Annotated in this window: 13 protein-coding genes; 5 read left to right on the forward strand and 8 right to left on the reverse strand. The window is 66.1% G+C overall.

Features of this window, described 5'->3' with window-relative positions:
• The 3 genes from LQT98_RS05630 to LQT98_RS05640 form a co-directional block, all read right to left on the reverse strand.
• On the reverse strand, positions 1 to 517 hold a 517-nt coding region (locus tag LQT98_RS05630), incomplete at its 3' end, for a hypothetical protein (protein ID WP_456237130.1).
• A 6-nt stretch (positions 518 to 523) separates the two neighbouring features.
• Positions 524 to 1,894: a type IV pilus assembly protein FimV gene (locus LQT98_RS05635; protein WP_231461439.1), complete on the reverse strand. Its 1,371-nt coding sequence runs from the start codon at positions 1,892 to 1,894 to the stop codon at positions 524 to 526.
• Positions 1,887 to 2,678, reverse strand: a complete 792-nt coding sequence (locus LQT98_RS05640; RefSeq protein ID WP_231461440.1) for an oxygen-binding di-iron domain-containing protein — start codon at positions 2,676 to 2,678, stop codon at positions 1,887 to 1,889. Before LQT98_RS05640 ends, LQT98_RS05635 begins: the two co-directional genes overlap by 8 nt.
• A 266-nt stretch (positions 2,679 to 2,944) precedes the next feature.
• Between LQT98_RS05640 and hmpA the strand changes: the two genes are divergently transcribed.
• From hmpA to LQT98_RS05655, 3 genes are all read left to right on the forward strand, one after another.
• Positions 2,945 to 4,162: an NO-inducible flavohemoprotein gene (gene hmpA, locus LQT98_RS05645; RefSeq protein ID WP_231461441.1), complete on the forward strand. Its 1,218-nt coding sequence runs from the start codon at positions 2,945 to 2,947 to the stop codon at positions 4,160 to 4,162.
• Positions 4,163 to 4,242: 80 nt separating this feature from the next.
• Entirely contained in the window at positions 4,243 to 4,689 is a 447-nt protein-coding gene (locus LQT98_RS05650; protein WP_231461442.1) for an Rrf2 family transcriptional regulator, read from the forward strand.
• Between the two features lie 98 nt (positions 4,690 to 4,787).
• Positions 4,788 to 5,645: an endonuclease gene (locus LQT98_RS05655; RefSeq protein ID WP_231461443.1), complete on the forward strand. Its 858-nt coding sequence runs from the start codon at positions 4,788 to 4,790 to the stop codon at positions 5,643 to 5,645.
• Here LQT98_RS05655 and LQT98_RS05660 read toward each other — a convergent pair.
• From LQT98_RS05660 to LQT98_RS05675, 4 genes are read right to left on the reverse strand one after another with little or no spacing between them, the layout of a single operon-like run.
• Positions 5,638 to 6,474 carry a carbohydrate ABC transporter permease gene (locus tag LQT98_RS05660; RefSeq protein WP_231461444.1) on the reverse strand — a complete coding sequence of 279 codons (837 nt, stop codon included), beginning with the start codon at positions 6,472 to 6,474 and terminating at the stop codon, positions 5,638 to 5,640. The two genes, LQT98_RS05655 and LQT98_RS05660, sit on opposite strands and share 8 nt — an antisense overlap.
• A 32-nt stretch (positions 6,475 to 6,506) precedes the next feature.
• Positions 6,507 to 7,373 carry a carbohydrate ABC transporter permease gene (locus LQT98_RS05665; protein ID WP_048410247.1) on the reverse strand — a complete coding sequence of 289 codons (867 nt, stop codon included), beginning with the start codon at positions 7,371 to 7,373 and terminating at the stop codon, positions 6,507 to 6,509.
• Between the two features lie 13 nt (positions 7,374 to 7,386).
• A complete protein-coding gene (locus tag LQT98_RS05670) occupies positions 7,387 to 8,631 on the reverse strand; it encodes an ABC transporter substrate-binding protein (RefSeq protein WP_231461445.1) in 1,245 nt (414 codons plus the stop codon).
• Between the two features lie 28 nt (positions 8,632 to 8,659).
• On the reverse strand, positions 8,660 to 9,526 hold the full coding sequence (locus LQT98_RS05675; protein WP_231461446.1) for a BadF/BadG/BcrA/BcrD ATPase family protein: 867 nt from the start codon (positions 9,524 to 9,526) through the stop codon (positions 8,660 to 8,662).
• A 248-nt stretch (positions 9,527 to 9,774) separates the two neighbouring features.
• Between LQT98_RS05675 and LQT98_RS05680 the strand changes: the two genes are divergently transcribed.
• Together LQT98_RS05680 and LQT98_RS05685 are read left to right on the forward strand one after the other, a co-directional pair.
• Entirely contained in the window at positions 9,775 to 10,986 is a 1,212-nt protein-coding gene (locus tag LQT98_RS05680) for an ROK family transcriptional regulator (RefSeq protein WP_231461447.1), read from the forward strand.
• A gap of 103 nt (positions 10,987 to 11,089) precedes the next feature.
• Positions 11,090 to 12,763, forward strand: a complete 1,674-nt coding sequence (locus LQT98_RS05685; protein WP_231461448.1) for a glycoside hydrolase family 9 protein — start codon at positions 11,090 to 11,092, stop codon at positions 12,761 to 12,763.
• A 65-nt stretch (positions 12,764 to 12,828) separates the two neighbouring features.
• On the opposite strand, the gene LQT98_RS05690 is transcribed toward LQT98_RS05685, so the two are convergent.
• On the reverse strand, positions 12,829 to 14,145 hold the full coding sequence (locus tag LQT98_RS05690) for a DEAD/DEAH box helicase (protein ID WP_231461449.1): 1,317 nt from the start codon (positions 14,143 to 14,145) through the stop codon (positions 12,829 to 12,831).
• Positions 14,146 to 14,609: the final 464 nt, after the last annotated feature.

Raw genomic sequence — 14,609 nt, forward strand, 5'->3', positions numbered from 1 at the left:
GCCGCACGGTGACCGAGCGCGGCGCGGCGGGAGCGGTGCTGGGCGCGATATCCGGAACCGCGCGGGGTTCGGCGAGCGCGGCCGGCGCTGCGATCGGAGGCGCGCTATCGGCCGTGGGCCGCGCAGCGGCGGTGGTTTGGGGCGCGCTGCCGCCCTGGGATGGTGTTGTCCGCGGCGGCTTGGCCAGCAGCGCCTGCAGTTGCGGAAACAGAGTTTCCACTCGCAGAGGCTTGCCCAGCACCGGCGCCGGCGCTTGCGTCGGCGCGCTGGAGGCGACTATCAGCGCCGGCAAGTCCGGATGACGCTGGCGGAAGTCCTCCCAGGCTCGCCAGCCGATGGCGCTGTCGATGTCGACGATGGCCAGGTCCGGCGGCGAGTCGGGCGCGCCCGTTTCCAGCAGGCGGTAGCACAGGCTGCGATGCAGGCGGAAAGCCATGCGCAGCAGCGCCAGCTTGCGCTCGTCCATGCCGACGGCGAGCACGGCTATATCGATGGCGGCGGAGTCTTGGCGCGGCATGGCGGATCAGGCTGCCAACATGCGCCGGTGGCTGGGGCCGGCCTCGGTGTCGAAACCGGCCAGATGGGCGCTGACCTCCAGCGGTAGCCGCGGCGCATGGCCGCGCAGCTGGCGCAGCAGCCACTGGAAGCGGGCCGAGTCGTCCTGGCAGCGATAGAGTTGCAGCAATGGCGGATAGTTGGCGGCGTCGTCCGGTTGCGCCAAGACCGCTTGTTCCAGGATATGAATCGCCATGTCCACCTGGCCTTCGCTCAGATAGGCGTCGGCTTCGGCGCGGGGATCTGTCGCCGCCAGTTCGGCCGTGGCTGCATGGCGGGTCACCAGCGGCAGACGCTGCGGCGCGGAGCCGACCGAGGCGATATTGAGGCCCAGGCTGCGGCCGATGCGCTCCAGTTCCGACCGGTCTGGGCGCAGCGCCAGCAGATCCAGCGCCGGATGGACGCCGAGCAGCCAGCCGGCGTGTATCAGCTGTTCCTTTAGATCGGCGCCGTGGCCGTCCAGCAAGAGATGGAATTGCCACAATACCCGCACATAGCGCGGCAACTGCCGCTGCCGGTAATGCACATGCAGCAGGTCCAGCAGGTGGGAAAGCGAATCCGGGCGCAGCGCCAGCGCCTGCTCCAAGGCGACCGCGGCCGCGGTGTATTCCTGCCAGCGCAGCCAGACTCGGGCCTGGCGTTCTGCCGGCAGCAAGGCTGCGACGGCGTCCTTTTCCGCCTCGTTCAGCGGAAACAAGGGCGCGCAGCCTTGCAGCAGTGTTTGCGGGCGCAATGGACAGGGCTCCAGATCGCCGACGTCCGCGGCTTGTGCCGGCGCAGTCGGCGCGGCCGATGCTTCAAGCGCCGGCGCATCGTCGCCCAGGCGCAGGCGAATCGCCTCGGGGTCCCAGCCCAATCTTTGCTCGGCCAGCACGCGCAGCGCCAGATGGTTGCGCTCGATGCGCAGCCCGGCTTCCAGCGCCTGTTCCAGTTGCTCGCGCCCGATCAGCGCCAGATCATGCTGGCGTTCCAGCATCGCGCCGTAGTCGTCCAGCGCGCCGGTTTGCAGGTACAGCCCGGTCAGGCGTTGCAAATGCTTGGCCGAATGCGGCGCCAGGCGGTCCACATAATGGCGCAAGGCCTGCGCCGCCTGTCCCAGGTAGCCGAACTCGATGAAGATGTCGACTTCGGTCAGCAAGTCGACTTCGTCCACCTGGTAGGGCTGGCCGGCGGCATCTGTCGGGCCGTCCAACTCTATTTCCCTAGTGTCAGCGACATCCTCGCGACCGGAGCCGGCGCGGCCGGAGCGCCAGCGCAAGGCGGCCAGCAGCGTCAGCAGGCCCATGGCCAGCGCCAGGCCGGGAATCAGCTCCATGCCCTGCGGCAGCCAGTCAGCCATGGGGGATGGCCTCCCGCGGCGGCGGAGTGAAATCAGCGGGACCGATCAGGTCGGTGCCGCACTCCAGGGTTTCGAACCAGTCCAGGAAGCGCTTCACCATCGCCTTGCCCTGGAAGGAGCCGCCGTGCTGCGGCACTATCCATTCCACGTCCAATTGGCGGACCATGTCCACCCATAGCCGGCAGGCCTTGTTATTGGTCATATAGCGGCGGTGGAAGGCGAGCATGTGGCTATCGTGCAGATGGGAGTCGAAATCGCTGACCGGCAGGCCGGCGGCGTGGCCGTCCATCAGCGAGGCGCCGATGTCGCCGGAGAACAGGATCTTGCTGATCGGATCGTAGATCTGGAAGAAGCCCACGGTGTGCAGATAGTGGGCGGGGACGATTTGCAGATCGGCGCCGCCCAGGCGCAGCCACATGCCGCGCGGCGGAATCGCCACCAGGCGCCCGGCGGTGGCGCCGCGCATGCAGAAATGGGGCAGGAAGCGGGTCCATTCCTCGGCGATGATTACCTGGGCGTCGGTGATCAGCAGCCAGCCGCCGACCGAGGCGATGATGTCCGGATCCTGGTGCGAGGCGAAGATGTAGCGGGTGTGCGAGGGCAGGAAGTAATCGGCCAGCTCGGCGATCAAATGCTTGTAGGTCAGATTGCCGCCGGGATCGAGCAGGATGCCTTCGCCCTGATCGATGATGGCGAATTGATTGGACTGAATGCCTTCGCCTTGCACCAGTTCGGTGAAGGCCACGCATTTGTGATTGCCGTCGTCGTAAAGCACCAATGCCATGAGCTGCCTTGTCTGCTCGAACGCGCCCGCGAGCGTGGCGGGCGCGGTGTCGCCGCGTATGCCGTAAGAATGGCGCAATATTATGCAGCTGGTATGGTTGGGGTCTTGACCTGGGTCAAGCCGACCCGGAACGAATATTTCGATACCGACATGACAGCGCGGCATTAAAGATGTATTATTTTTACATCTTTAAAAGCGCAGCGGCCCGGAAGGGCATTTTTTGGCGCGAATAATATGTATTTCACACACATCTTCAAGGAGCCATCATGTTGAGTCCCACCACCCGCCAGTTGGTCAAGGCCACCGTTCCCGTGTTGCAACAGCATGGGGTGGCGCTGACCAGTCATTTCTATCGCCGCATGTTCAGCCACAATCCGGAGTTGAAGAACCTTTTCAACCAGGGGCATCAGCATTCCGGCCAGCAACAGCAGGCGTTGGCCATGGCGGTGCTGGCCTATGCCCAGCATATCGATGACCCCTCGCCGCTGGCGCCGGTGCTGACCCGGGTGGCGCACAAGCATGTGAGCCTGGGCATTCGCGCCGAGCACTATCCCATCGTCGGCAAGCATCTGCTGGCATCGATCCAGGAGGTGATGGGGGAGGCGGCCACGCCGGAGCTGGTCGAGGCCTGGGCCGCCGCTTACGGACAGTTGGCGGATATCTTGATCGCCGAGGAGCGCGAGTTGTACCGCGCCGCCGCCAATGCCGAGGGTGGCTGGGCCGGCTGGAGGCCGTTCCGTATCGAACGCAAGGTGGCGGAGAGCGAGGAAATCACCTCCTTCTATCTGGTGCCGGCCGATGGCGGCGCGGTGCCTGGTTTCCGGCCTGGCCAATATGTGTCGGTCAAATGCTTCATTGAGGAATGGGGCCTGGCTCAGCCGCGCCAGTACAGCTTGTCTGACGCGCCCAACGGCGAGTATCTGCGGATCTCGGTCAAGCGCGAGGCCGGCGGCGAGGACAAACCGGCGGGGAGGGTATCCAACCTGCTGCACGCGGAGAAGCGAGAGGGCGATGTCCTGGAACTGAGCGCACCGCAGGGTGATTTCTTCTTGCATGAGGAGCGCAGCGGCCCGGTGGTGTTGATCAGCGCTGGCGTCGGCCAGACGCCGATGCTGTCCATGCTGCGCCATTTGTTGAAAACCGGCAGCCGCCGCGAAATCCGCTACTTGCACGCGGCGCGTCATGGCGGCGCGCACGCGATGCGCGAGGGTGTGCGGCAAATGACGGAGAACCACCCGCAGTTGCGCGCCCATGTGTGTTATGAAGCGCCGCGCGCGCAAGACCAGTTGGGCCGCGACTTTCAGCAGCAGGGCCGGCTGCAACTGAGCCAACTGCGCGAACTGGCGCTGCTGAACGACGCCGACTACTACCTGTGCGGCCCGGTGGGCTTCATGCTGGCGCAGCGCGCCAGCCTGCTGGACCTGGGCGTGGCGGCGGAACGGGTGCATTTCGAAGTGTTCGGCTCCAACGCCGTCGCCGGTTGAGCGGCGCGCCGCCCGCGTCCCCATTGAGTCGGCGGCGCAGGCGGCGTATGCTGCCGCGGTTTCCCTCTAGGTCCCGGACCATGCAACTGACCCGTTTCACCGATCTTGGCCTGCGCGTGCTGATGTATCTGACCTGGCAGGAGGATGGCCAGCTGGCCACCATCCCGGAAATCGCCGAGCGCTTCGAAGTGTCTCGCAATCACTTGGTCAAGGTCGTCCACTTCATGGCGCAGCAGGGCTGGCTGCAAACCAGCCGCGGCAAGGGCGGCGGATTGGCGCTGGCGCGAGCGCCGGAGCAGTACCGCGTCGGCGAGGTGGTGCGCGCGCTGGAAGGCTTGTCGCAGTTGATAGACTGCGCCGAGCCGCCGTGCGCGCTGCGGCCGGGCTGCCGGCTCAAAGGCGCGTTGGATCTGGCGCTGGCGGCGTTTTTCCAGACGCTGGACCAATACACGCTGCGTGACATCATCGCCGCGCCCACCGGTGAGGCCATCATCCGGCTGCATCGCCTGGCGCCTGGCGCCAAGTAATGACGTTGTTGTTTTTATTTGCTTAAAGACATTTTCTCATTTGTAATATTTTTTACATCACCTTGTCGTGAATTGGATGGGTACTTACACTGCCCGCCATGCCTTATTCGATCCTAATCCCTATCATTCTGTTGCTGGCCGGTTGTGACGCGGCCGAGCTGTCCAAAATCAGTCAATCCGCGGAAGTGAAGGCGCTGGCCAAGGCCGGTGAAGCCGCACTGCGCCAGCTGGAGCAGGCGACGCGGCCGGCCGACGCCGCCGCGCCGGGCCGGGTACAGGCCGCAACCTTGGTCAGCGGCAGCAAGCAAGTGGGGCACCGCGATTTTTCCAATGCCAAGAAAGTGCTGCCACGCGTGTTCGCCGGCATGGAGCAGGATTTCTACTGCGGCTGCGATTACCGCGACAAGGCGGTGAACTGGAAGTCTTGCGGCTATTCGCCGCGCAAATCGGAAACCCGCGCCAGCCGCATCGAGTGGGAGCACGTGGTGCCGGCCTGGAACCTGGGCCACCAGCGGCAATGCTGGCAGCAGGGCGGCCGCAAGAACTGCGCGTCAAGCGACCCGGTGTTCCGCATGGCCGAAGGCGATCTGAACAATCTGGTGCCGGCGGTGGGCGAGGTCAACGGCGACCGCGCCAACTTCGCCTACGGCGCGTGGAGCCGCAAGCCGACGCCTATGTACGGCCAATGCCAATCGGTGACGGATTTCGGCAACAAACGTTTCCAGCCGCGCGAGGAAGTGCGCGGCGCGGCGGCGCGCATCACTTTGTACATGCATGCCCGCTACCAACTGCGCATGAGCCGGCAGGACCAGCAACTGATGTGCGCCTGGGCGCGCCAGTATCCGGTGGATGCCTGGGAGCGCCGCCGCGACGCGCGCATCGTGCAGTTGCAGGGCGAGGGCAATTTCCTGGTGGCGCAGCCGCAGCGGCTGGCCGAGCTGTGCGGCGCTATTTGACCGCGCCGTCCATGCCGCGCATGAAATAGCGCTGGCAGAAGAGGAAGACCAGCAGCACCGGCGCGATGGTCAGCACCGCGCCGGCGGCCACCATGCGGGTGGAAGTGGCGAACGCGCCTTTCAGGTATTGCACTCCGACGGACAGCGGATACAGCTCCGGGCTTTTCAGCACCACGCTGGGCCAGACATAGCTGTTCCAAGACCACACCAGGGTGAAGATGGTCAGCGTGGCCAGATAGGGCCGGCTCAGCGGCAGGCAGATGCGCCAGAACAGCTGCCAGTCGTCGGCGCCGTCCATGCGCGCGGCGGCGACGATTTCCTCGGGAATCTCCTCGAAGGCGTGCTTCATCAGGAAGATGCCGAAAGCGCCGGCCAGCGCCGGCAGCGCCACGCCGACGCGGCTGTCGTCCAGGCCCAGCCAGGACAGGGTCACGTAGTTGCTGAGCACATTGGTCTCGCTGGGCAGCAGCAAGGTGGCGATGATGGCGTAGAACACCCATTGCCGGCCGCGGAAGCGCAGCTGCGACAGAGCGAAGCCGGCGCAGCTGGAAACCAGCAGCGTGCCGGCGGTGGTCAGCCCGGAAATCAGCGCCGAGTTCCACAAAAACCGCCCCATCGGGATCTGCTGCCAGACTTCGGCGAAGTGGGCGAGGGACCAAGCGTCCGGCAGCCGCGGCGGGAAATCGAATACCTGCTCGCCGTCGCCCAGCGCAATCGCCAGCGTCCACACAAAGGGATAGCAGGCGGCGCCGGCCAGCGCCAGCAACAGCAGATAGTCCGGCAGCCGCCGCAGCGATCGCGCGACGGCGCTGGAACGAAGGGGGGGCATGACGGCGGAAGTCTTGGCTGACATGGGCGGGCCTAACGGTGGTCTGGGCGCAGCAGGCGGAAATTGAGGCCGGCCAGCAGCAGGCAGACCACGGTCAAGAGTAGGCCGGCGGCGGCGCCGCGGCCAAAGTCCAGTTGATCGAAGCCCTGGTGGAACATGTAGTAGAGCACGGTGTAGGTCGAGTTCAGCGGCCCGCCGCGCGTCATCACCAGCACCTCCTCGAAGGCCTTGAGCGCGTCCAGCGTCGAGATCAGGCTGCAAAACAGAATGGTGGGCTTCAGCATCGGCAGGGTAATGCGCCAGAAACGCTGCCAGGCATTGGCGCCGTCCAGCCGCGCCGCTTCCTGCATCTCCGCTGGGATCGCCTGCAGGCCGGCGAGGTAGAGCACCATGTAATAGCCGATGCCGCGCCAGAAAGTGACGAACATCACTGAAAACAGCGCGATGTCCTCGTCGCTGAGAAAGCCGATCTCCTGCTGCGCCGCCAGCAGGCCCAGCCAGCGCAGCGCGCTGTTGAGCACGCCGTAATCGGCATACATCCAGTTCCACATGATGCCGACCACGGCCACGGTGGTGATCACCGGCAGATAGATGGCGGCACGGAACAGCTTGATGCCGCGCAGCGGCCGGTTGGCCAACAGCGCCAGCGCGATGGCGGCCAGCTGGATGGCCGGCACCACCAGCAGATAGAGCAGGGAATTGCGCAGCGCGCGCCAGAACACCTCGTCCTGCAACAGATAATCGAAGTTCTCCAGCCCCGCCCATTGCGGCGGCGATAGCAGATCATAGCGAGTGAAGGCCAGATAGCTGCCGAACAGCAGCGGCCAGAACGTGAACACCGCCATCAGCAGCAGGGCCGGAGTCAGGAACAGCCAGGCGTTGCGGGCGCTGGATCGCATCGTGGAAACGCGCTTAGCGCAACTGCCGGTTCCAGAACGCTGCGGCCTCGTCCAGCGCCAGCTGGGCGTCCTTGCGGCCGGTGACCGCGGCTTCCGCGCTGTCCACCAGCTTTTTCTTCAAGTCCGCCAGCCGCGGCACGCCGCTCAGGCTGAAAGTGCGGATGTCCGGCGCCACCTTGGCGCCCTGGACGCGGGCGGCGTCGACCAGGCTGCCGCCGGCCTGGGTGAAGTAGGGATCGCGCAGCGCGGCGCGGGTGGAGGGGAAGGTGGCGCCGGTCACCTTGGAAAACGCCAGCTGTTGCGCGTCGCTGGTGAGGAAGCGCGCGAACTTGATCGCCTCGGCCTGGGTGGCCGCGGGCAGGCCCTTGGACACCGCCCAGCCAAACTGGTAGCCGCCCTGGACCATGCCGGTGGGACCCAGCGGCGCCGGCTGCACCCGGCTGACCGCGAAAATGGCGCGGGCGTCGCTCTGGGTGCGGCGCACCGCGGTGGGCGCGGTTTCCATCATCGCCAGCCGGCCGCTGTTATAGAGCTTGACGCTGGCCTGGTAGTTGTCGTCGGCGAACAGGTTTTCCTTGGCCAGCGCGCCAGCTTTGTAGGCGTCGGCGTATTGGCGCAGCAGCGCCGCGTGCGCCGGGCTGTTGAAGACCGCCTTGCCGTTTTGCAGCAAGGGCAGGCCGCGGCCCAGCATGATGCCGTCGATCTGGCCCAGCTGCGGCAGCAGGCCGGGCACGCCGGTCTTGGCGCGAATGGCCTTGGCCGCGGCCAACTGCTGTTCCAGGCTGTCCAGCTTGCGCGCCGGGTCCAGGCCGGCCTTGCGGAACAGCTCGCCGTTGAGCACCAGCACATTGACGTTGTTGTACCAGGGATAGGCGTAGAGTTTGCCGCCCACGCTCAGATCGCTCAGCGCATTGGGCAGATAGCCGGCCTTGTCGGCCGGCAAGGTCGGGTCCAGCGGCAACAGCGCGCCTTTCTGCGCGTATTTGTACAGCCGCGGCACGTCGTGGTTGATCAGCGCCGGAGGCCGGCTGGCGGCGATGGCGGCATTGAGCTTGGTTTCGAAGCCCTCGTTGAACACATCCACCCAGCGTAGCTCGACATTGGGGTTTTGCGCCTCGTACTGCTTTTTCGCGGCGGCGAAGTAGGCGTCGAACTGCGGTTTGAGCGAGTCGGTCCAGTATTCGACCACGATTTTGTCGGCGCGAGCGGGGCCGGCCAGGGCCAGCAAGCCGGCGAGCAGCAGCGGGGAGAGGCGCATGGAAAATCCTTTGCGGTGAGGAGGGTGATCAGTCGGCCAACAAGAGCAGGGCGCCGGCGCAGGCGTCGCCTTGCGGCCGGCTGAGGCGGGCGGCGAATTCCGGCGGCAGCCAGTCGCGCAGCGCCCGGCCCAGGCCGCCGCACAGCGCCACCGGCAACTGCTGTTCCGGGTCCAGCGCCTTGGCGATGGCCCAGGCGTCGCGGCCGGCCTGGCGCAGCAGCTCCGCGGCCAGCGAATCGCGGTGGCCATTGGCCACCACCAGCGGCGCCAGTTGCGCGAACAGGGTCGGCGTGGCGCGGCCGTTCCAGGCCATCATCGCCTGCCAGTCGCCGCCGACATGTTCCAGCACCGCCCGCGTCAGCGGCGTCGCGTCGAGACGGCCGTCCAGCGCCATCTGCGCGTATTGCGCGGCGCGCTGGCCCAGCCAGGCGCCGCTGGCCTCGTCGCCGCTGGGATAGCCCCAGCCGCCGACCTCGCGGTGGCAGCCGTCCGGATACAGGGCCTCGCCTATGCTGCCGGTACCCAGCGCCACGATCACGCCGGGCCGGCCGCCGTGGGCGCCCAGCAAGGTGGTGTAGCCGTCGGTGGCCAGGCGCAGGCGGGCGTAGCCTGGGTCGGCGGTGCGGAAGGACTCGGCCCAGGCGCTGTTGTGTACGCCGGACAGGCCCAGGCCTATCGCGCATCGCGCCGGCGGCGCCGGGGGCAGCCCGGCTTGTTCGAAGGCGCGGACGATGACTTCGCCCACCGCGGCCCAGGCCTGCGGCACGCCGCGCGACAAGGCGGAAGGCCCGCCCTCGGCATGGGCCAGCGGGCGGGAGCGCGCGTCGCTCAGGCAGACGCGGGTGCCGCTGCCGCCGCCATCGACACCCAAGCGGTACTCAAAAGCTTCAGTCACGGTGCAGTCCTTGGTCAAATGCGATGCTCGGCGCAAATCCGTGCTACATCATCGACTTGCGCGAGAATCCAGCGATGCCATTAGAATTTTTTGGCATTCAATCATTACATTGGTATTTCGTCAAGTTGATTTATTTAATTGTGGTGACAATGCCGCCGCGCTGTCGTCGCCGCCGCGCTGTCGTCGCCGGCGCAACAGGCCCGGTCGGCGCTCTTGTCCGGCCGGGTCCGGCTCGCCATACTGCCGGCATGAAATCCACTTCGGCAGGCCAGGATCCGCGCACGGTGGCGGGAACCAATCTGGAGCATGCCCGCGCGCACAACCGCCGCGCGGTGATCGAAACCATACGCCTGAACGGGCAGCTGACTCGCGCCGAAATCGCGCGCCTGACCGCGCTGACGCCGCAAACGGTGTCCAATATCGCGGCGGAGCTGCTGGACGGTGGCATGCTGCTGGCCGGCGAGCCGATACGGGAAGGCGCGCGCGGCCAGCCGGCGATTCCCCTGAGCATCAATCCGGACGGTGCTTATTCTCTGGGCATACAGCTGGACACCCAGTCCTTGATCGCGGTGGCGGTGGACCTGGCCGGTCAATGCCGCGCGCGAGTGGAGGCGCCGGTGCGGCGGCCGGGTCCGCAGCAGGCGCTGCCGCTGATCGAGGACGTGGTGGCGCGGCTGCGCGCCGATTCAGGCATAGACTGGACGCGGGTGCTTGGCCTGGGCCTGGTGATGCCGGGTCCGTTCGGGGTGGAGGGCATGAGTTCGGTGGGCCCCACCACCTTGCCCGGCTGGGAGGAGGTGGATGCCGCGGCGGAACTGGAGCGCCGGCTGGGCTTGCCGGTGCGGCTGGAGAAGGACGCCACCGCCGCCGCCATCGGCGAGCGTCTGTATGGCCGCGCCGCCGCGCTGCGTAATTTCGTCTATCTGTTCATCGGCGCCGGCTTGGGCGCCGGCCTGTTTCTGGACGGGCGGCTGTATGCCGGGGTCAAGCATAATGCCGGCGAAATCGGCCATATGATCGTGATACCGGACGGCAGGCCCTGCGATTGCGGCAATCACGGTTGCCTGGAGCGCTATGTGTCGCTGCGCGCGCTGTACGAAACGCTGGGCCTTGCCGACGTCGCCGAGCAGGCCGCCCGCAGCCTGCGGCAGCCGACGCCGGAAATCTGCTACGGCATCGAGCGCTGGCTGGCGATCGCGGCGGCGCCGCTGCGGCAGGCGATCAACATCCTGGAAAGCCTGCTGGATATCGAGGCGGTGGTGATAGGTGGCTTCTTGCCGGCGGATCTGCTGGAGCAGCTGGAACAGCGCTTGCATCCGCTGCCGGTATCGATACGCCATAGCAGCGGCCCGCGGGTGCTGCTGGGTGGCGCCGGCCGCGATACCGTGGCGCTGGGCGCGGCGGCGTTGCCCATCTTCGACGAATTCAACCCGCAGTACGAAGTGCTGCTCAAGGCCTGATTCGGCGTCTTTTTATGTCAATGGCTTGACCTGGCCGCCGCGACGCGTAAATATTGCCCGACATTAAAGCAAAACGCTTTATTTATTTACCGGGAGCCGCGCCATGAAGATCCTGTTGAATCACGTCGGTTTCGAGCCGCAAGCACCCAAGTTGGCCTTGCTGCAAGCCTCGGCGGCCGACCGGCCGCAGGCGCTGATCCTGCTGGACCGCGAGTCCCGCCCGGTGCAGGAGATCGCCTTGCAAGCGCTGGGCATGGCCGAAGGCTGGCCGGAGTGGCATTACTGGCAAGCCGATTTCAGCGCCTGGACGCAGCCGGGCCAGTATCGGCTATGGCTGCAGGACAGCGCGCCGCCGGTGCTCAGCCATGAATTCACGGTGGCATCGGACTGTCTGGGCGCTCAGATGCTGTCCGATCTGCTGAATCACTTCAAGTCGCAGCGTTGTACTGGCTTGTATGACCGCGCCGACCGCGCGGCGCCGGAGTGGGGAGGCGGCGCGCGCCGCGATGTCAGCGGCGGCTGGTTCGACGCCTCCGGCGATTGCTCCAAATACCTGTCCCATCTGTCCTACGCCAATTTCATGAATCCCCAGCAGACGCCGCTGCTGGCTTGGGCCTTGATGGCCGGCCGCGCCGCCCTGCCGGCGCAGCCGCGCTGGTTCGACGAGCGCATGGTGGACGAGGCCTTGCATGGCGCTGATTTTCTGCTGCGCATGCAGCACTCGTCCGGCTTTTTCTATATGACGCTGTTCGACGGCTGGAGCAAGGCGCCGGAGCAGCGTGAGCTGTGCGCCTTCACCACGCAGCGCGGCGTCAGGTCGGGGGCCTTCCAGGCTGGCTTCCGCCAGGGTGGCGGCCTGGCGATCGCCGCGCTGGCGCGCGCGGCGGAACTGCCGCGCGACGGCGAGTTCAGCCGCGGCGATTATCTGGCGGCGGCGCGGCGCGGCTTCGCTCATCTACAGCAGCACAATACGCGCTATCTGGACGATGGCTGCGAGAATTTCATCGATGATTATTGCGCCTTGCTGGCCGCCTGCGAATTGTACTCGGCCAGTGGCGAGCCGGTGTTCGCCGATGCCGCCGACCGCCGCGCGCGGCGCATGTTGGCGCAGCAGGACGAGGCTGGCCGTTTCTGGATGGACGGGCAGCGGCGGCAGAGTTATTTTCACGCGGTCGAGGCCGGCTTGCCTTATCTGGCCTTGTTGCGCTTCGCCGCGGTATTGCCGGCATCGCCGCTGGCGAGCGCCGCGCGCCAGTCGGTGCGGCGCGGCTTGCAGGCCGAGATGGCATTGACGGCGGCGCCGGGCAATCCCTTCGCCTATCCGCGGCAGTGGGTGGCGGTGGACGGCGCGGCGGGCGCGGCGCGTTTTTTCATGCCGCAGCGCAATGGCAGCGGCTATTGGTGGCAGGGCGAGAATGCGCGGCTGGCTTCGTTGGCGGCCGCGGCCGGCGGGCTGGCGGCGCTTGAGGGGCCGGAAGGCGGGGAGCTGTCGGCTTACGCCCAGGGCGCCTTGGACTGGATTCTGGGGCGCAATCCCTTCGATGTCTGCATGCTGCAGGGCTGGGGCCGTAATAATCCGCGCTATGAGCCGGGCTATTACAATGCCTGCGGCGGGGTGTGCAATGGCATCACCGCCGCGCCGGGCGCGGACGAGGGCATCGCCTTCCTGAGTCCGGAGCAGACCGATATCAGCCAATCCTGGCGTTGGACCGAGCAATGGCTGCCGCATGGCGCCTGGCTGTTCCTGGCGCTGTCGCTGCGCCGCGGGACGGCGTGAAATGCGAAACGCCATCGGCGAGCCGATGGCGTTTGAGCTGAACGGCCCCTTGGGGCCGCAAGCGCTTATTGCTGCTGGGTGCTGCGCGGACCGCGGTTGCCTTGGTAGCCGCCCTCGCGACGCTGGCCCTGGTAACCGCCTTCGCGACGATTGCCGTAGCTGCCGCGGCCGCCGCTGCCCGGACGACGATCGCCGTAGCCGCCTTTGCCGTTGCTATTGCGACGCGGGCCTTTCGGCGGGCGACGGGTGGGTTCCATGCCTTCGATCACGCCTTCGGTGATCTGGCGCTTCAGGTATTGCTCGATGCGGCGCACCTTGTGGAATTCCTTGGACTCCGCCAGGGTGATGGCGGTGCCGTCGCGACCGGCGCGGCCGGTACGGCCGATACGGTGCACGTAGTCTTCAGCCTGTTTCGGCAGGTCGAAGTTCACCACGTGGGTGATGGTGGGCACGTCGATGCCGCGCGCCGCCACGTCGGTGGCCACCAGGATCTTGATGCGGCCGCGACGCAGATCGTTCAGCGTGCGGTTGCGCCAGCTTTGCGGCATGTCGCCGTGCAGGCAGGCGGCGGAGTAGCCCTGGTCGGACAGCTTGTCGGCCAGTTCTTCGGAGTAGGCCTTGGTGGCGGAGAAAATCACGCACTGGTCAAAGCCGGACTCTTTCAGGATGTGATCCAGCAAGCGATGCTTGTGGTTCAGGTCGTCCGCGTACAGCAGATGTTCTTCGATGGTGCCGCCCGAGGTCTCGGTGCGGGCGATCTCGATGCGCTGCGGATCGCGAGTCATCTTCTCGGCCATGCGGCCGACGGTGCCGTCCAGCGTGGCGGAGAACAGCACGGTCTGGCGGGTTTCCGGAGTCGCCTTGACGATGGTCTCGATATCTTCGATGAAGCCCATGTCCAGCATGCGGTCGGCTTCGTCCAGCACCAGCATTTCCAGGCGGGAGAAGTCGATGCGGCCGGAGCGCATGTGGTCCATCAGACGGCCGGGGGTGGCGACGATCAGGTCTACCGGGCGCGACAGCGCGCGGGTCTGGTAGCCGAAGGAAGAGCCGCCCACCAGGCAGACGGTTTTCATCCAGCGCAGGTCCTTGCCGTATTCCAGCGCGTTCTTTTCCACTTGCTGAGCCAGTTCGCGGGTGGGGCACAGCACCAGCACGCGAGGGCCCTGGCCCTTGCCGGTGGAGCGCTCGGACAGCTTGGTCAGCGCCGGCAGCAGGAAGGCTGCGGTCTTGCCGCTACCGGTTTGGGCCGATACCAGCAGGTCGCGGCCGGCGATGGCGGCGGGAACTGCCTGGGCTTGTACTTCGGTAGGGGAAGAGTAGCCGGCGGCTTCCAGCGCGCGCAGGATGGTCGGGGCGATGCCCAGATCGGAAAAATGCATGATGTCCTTTCAAGCCGGATACTGCCGGCGTCACTTGTAGCCAGGTTGGTGGCGGTCGGTTATACGGCGCCTTTAAGCCGTAAATCATCGGCACTAACCTGACAAGCGGCGAACAGCGGTCCAGTCTGATGCGACATTATAAGCGTGGACGAAGCCTGGAAATGGTCAGGGACGATGAAACAATCTCACACGGGCCGAGGCGTGGTTTGGAATGCCCGGTGGAAACACAAGAGGCCGGACTATACGGTAAATCAGACGGGTTTACAACTGTTTTTTAAAAACATGCCGGCTAAGTATTTGATTGTTTGCCGCTTGCGGCGGCGGATTTGTAAAAAAACGCCATGCAACGGCGGTGCTGGCGGTGGTCGCTGAGCAGTTTCGCGGCGGCGGCTTGTGGAGATTTGCGCGGTTCTAACTACACTTCAATACAGACTTGAGCTTGGACCTGGGCTTGGGCGGAATGC

It is taken from the genome of Chromobacterium aquaticum (assembly GCF_021129195.1).
GTDB lineage: Bacteria > Pseudomonadota > Gammaproteobacteria > Burkholderiales > Chromobacteriaceae > Chromobacterium > Chromobacterium aquaticum.

Excerpts from the sequence above, each read along its gene's own strand:
- LQT98_RS05640 (WP_231461440.1), bottom strand. The coding sequence starts at position 2,678 with ATGGCATTGGTGCTTTACGACGACGGCAATCACAAATGCGTGGCCTTC.
- LQT98_RS05670 (WP_231461445.1), bottom strand. The coding sequence starts at position 8,631 with ATGCGCCTCTCCCCGCTGCTGCTCGCCGGCTTGCTGGCCCTGGCCGGC.
- LQT98_RS05660 (WP_231461444.1), bottom strand. The coding sequence starts at position 6,474 with ATGCCCCCCCTTCGTTCCAGCGCCGTCGCGCGATCGCTGCGGCGGCTG.
- LQT98_RS05650 (WP_231461442.1), top strand. The coding sequence starts at position 4,243 with ATGCAACTGACCCGTTTCACCGATCTTGGCCTGCGCGTGCTGATGTAT.
- LQT98_RS05685 (WP_231461448.1), top strand. The coding sequence starts at position 11,090 with ATGAAGATCCTGTTGAATCACGTCGGTTTCGAGCCGCAAGCACCCAAG.
- LQT98_RS05635 (WP_231461439.1), bottom strand. The coding sequence starts at position 1,894 with ATGGCTGACTGGCTGCCGCAGGGCATGGAGCTGATTCCCGGCCTGGCG.
- LQT98_RS05680 (WP_231461447.1), top strand. The coding sequence starts at position 9,775 with ATGAAATCCACTTCGGCAGGCCAGGATCCGCGCACGGTGGCGGGAACC.
- LQT98_RS05655 (WP_231461443.1), top strand. The coding sequence starts at position 4,788 with ATGCCTTATTCGATCCTAATCCCTATCATTCTGTTGCTGGCCGGTTGT.
- LQT98_RS05665 (WP_048410247.1), bottom strand. The coding sequence starts at position 7,373 with ATGCGATCCAGCGCCCGCAACGCCTGGCTGTTCCTGACTCCGGCCCTG.
- hmpA (WP_231461441.1), top strand. The coding sequence starts at position 2,945 with ATGTTGAGTCCCACCACCCGCCAGTTGGTCAAGGCCACCGTTCCCGTG.
- LQT98_RS05690 (WP_231461449.1), bottom strand. The coding sequence starts at position 14,145 with ATGCATTTTTCCGATCTGGGCATCGCCCCGACCATCCTGCGCGCGCTG.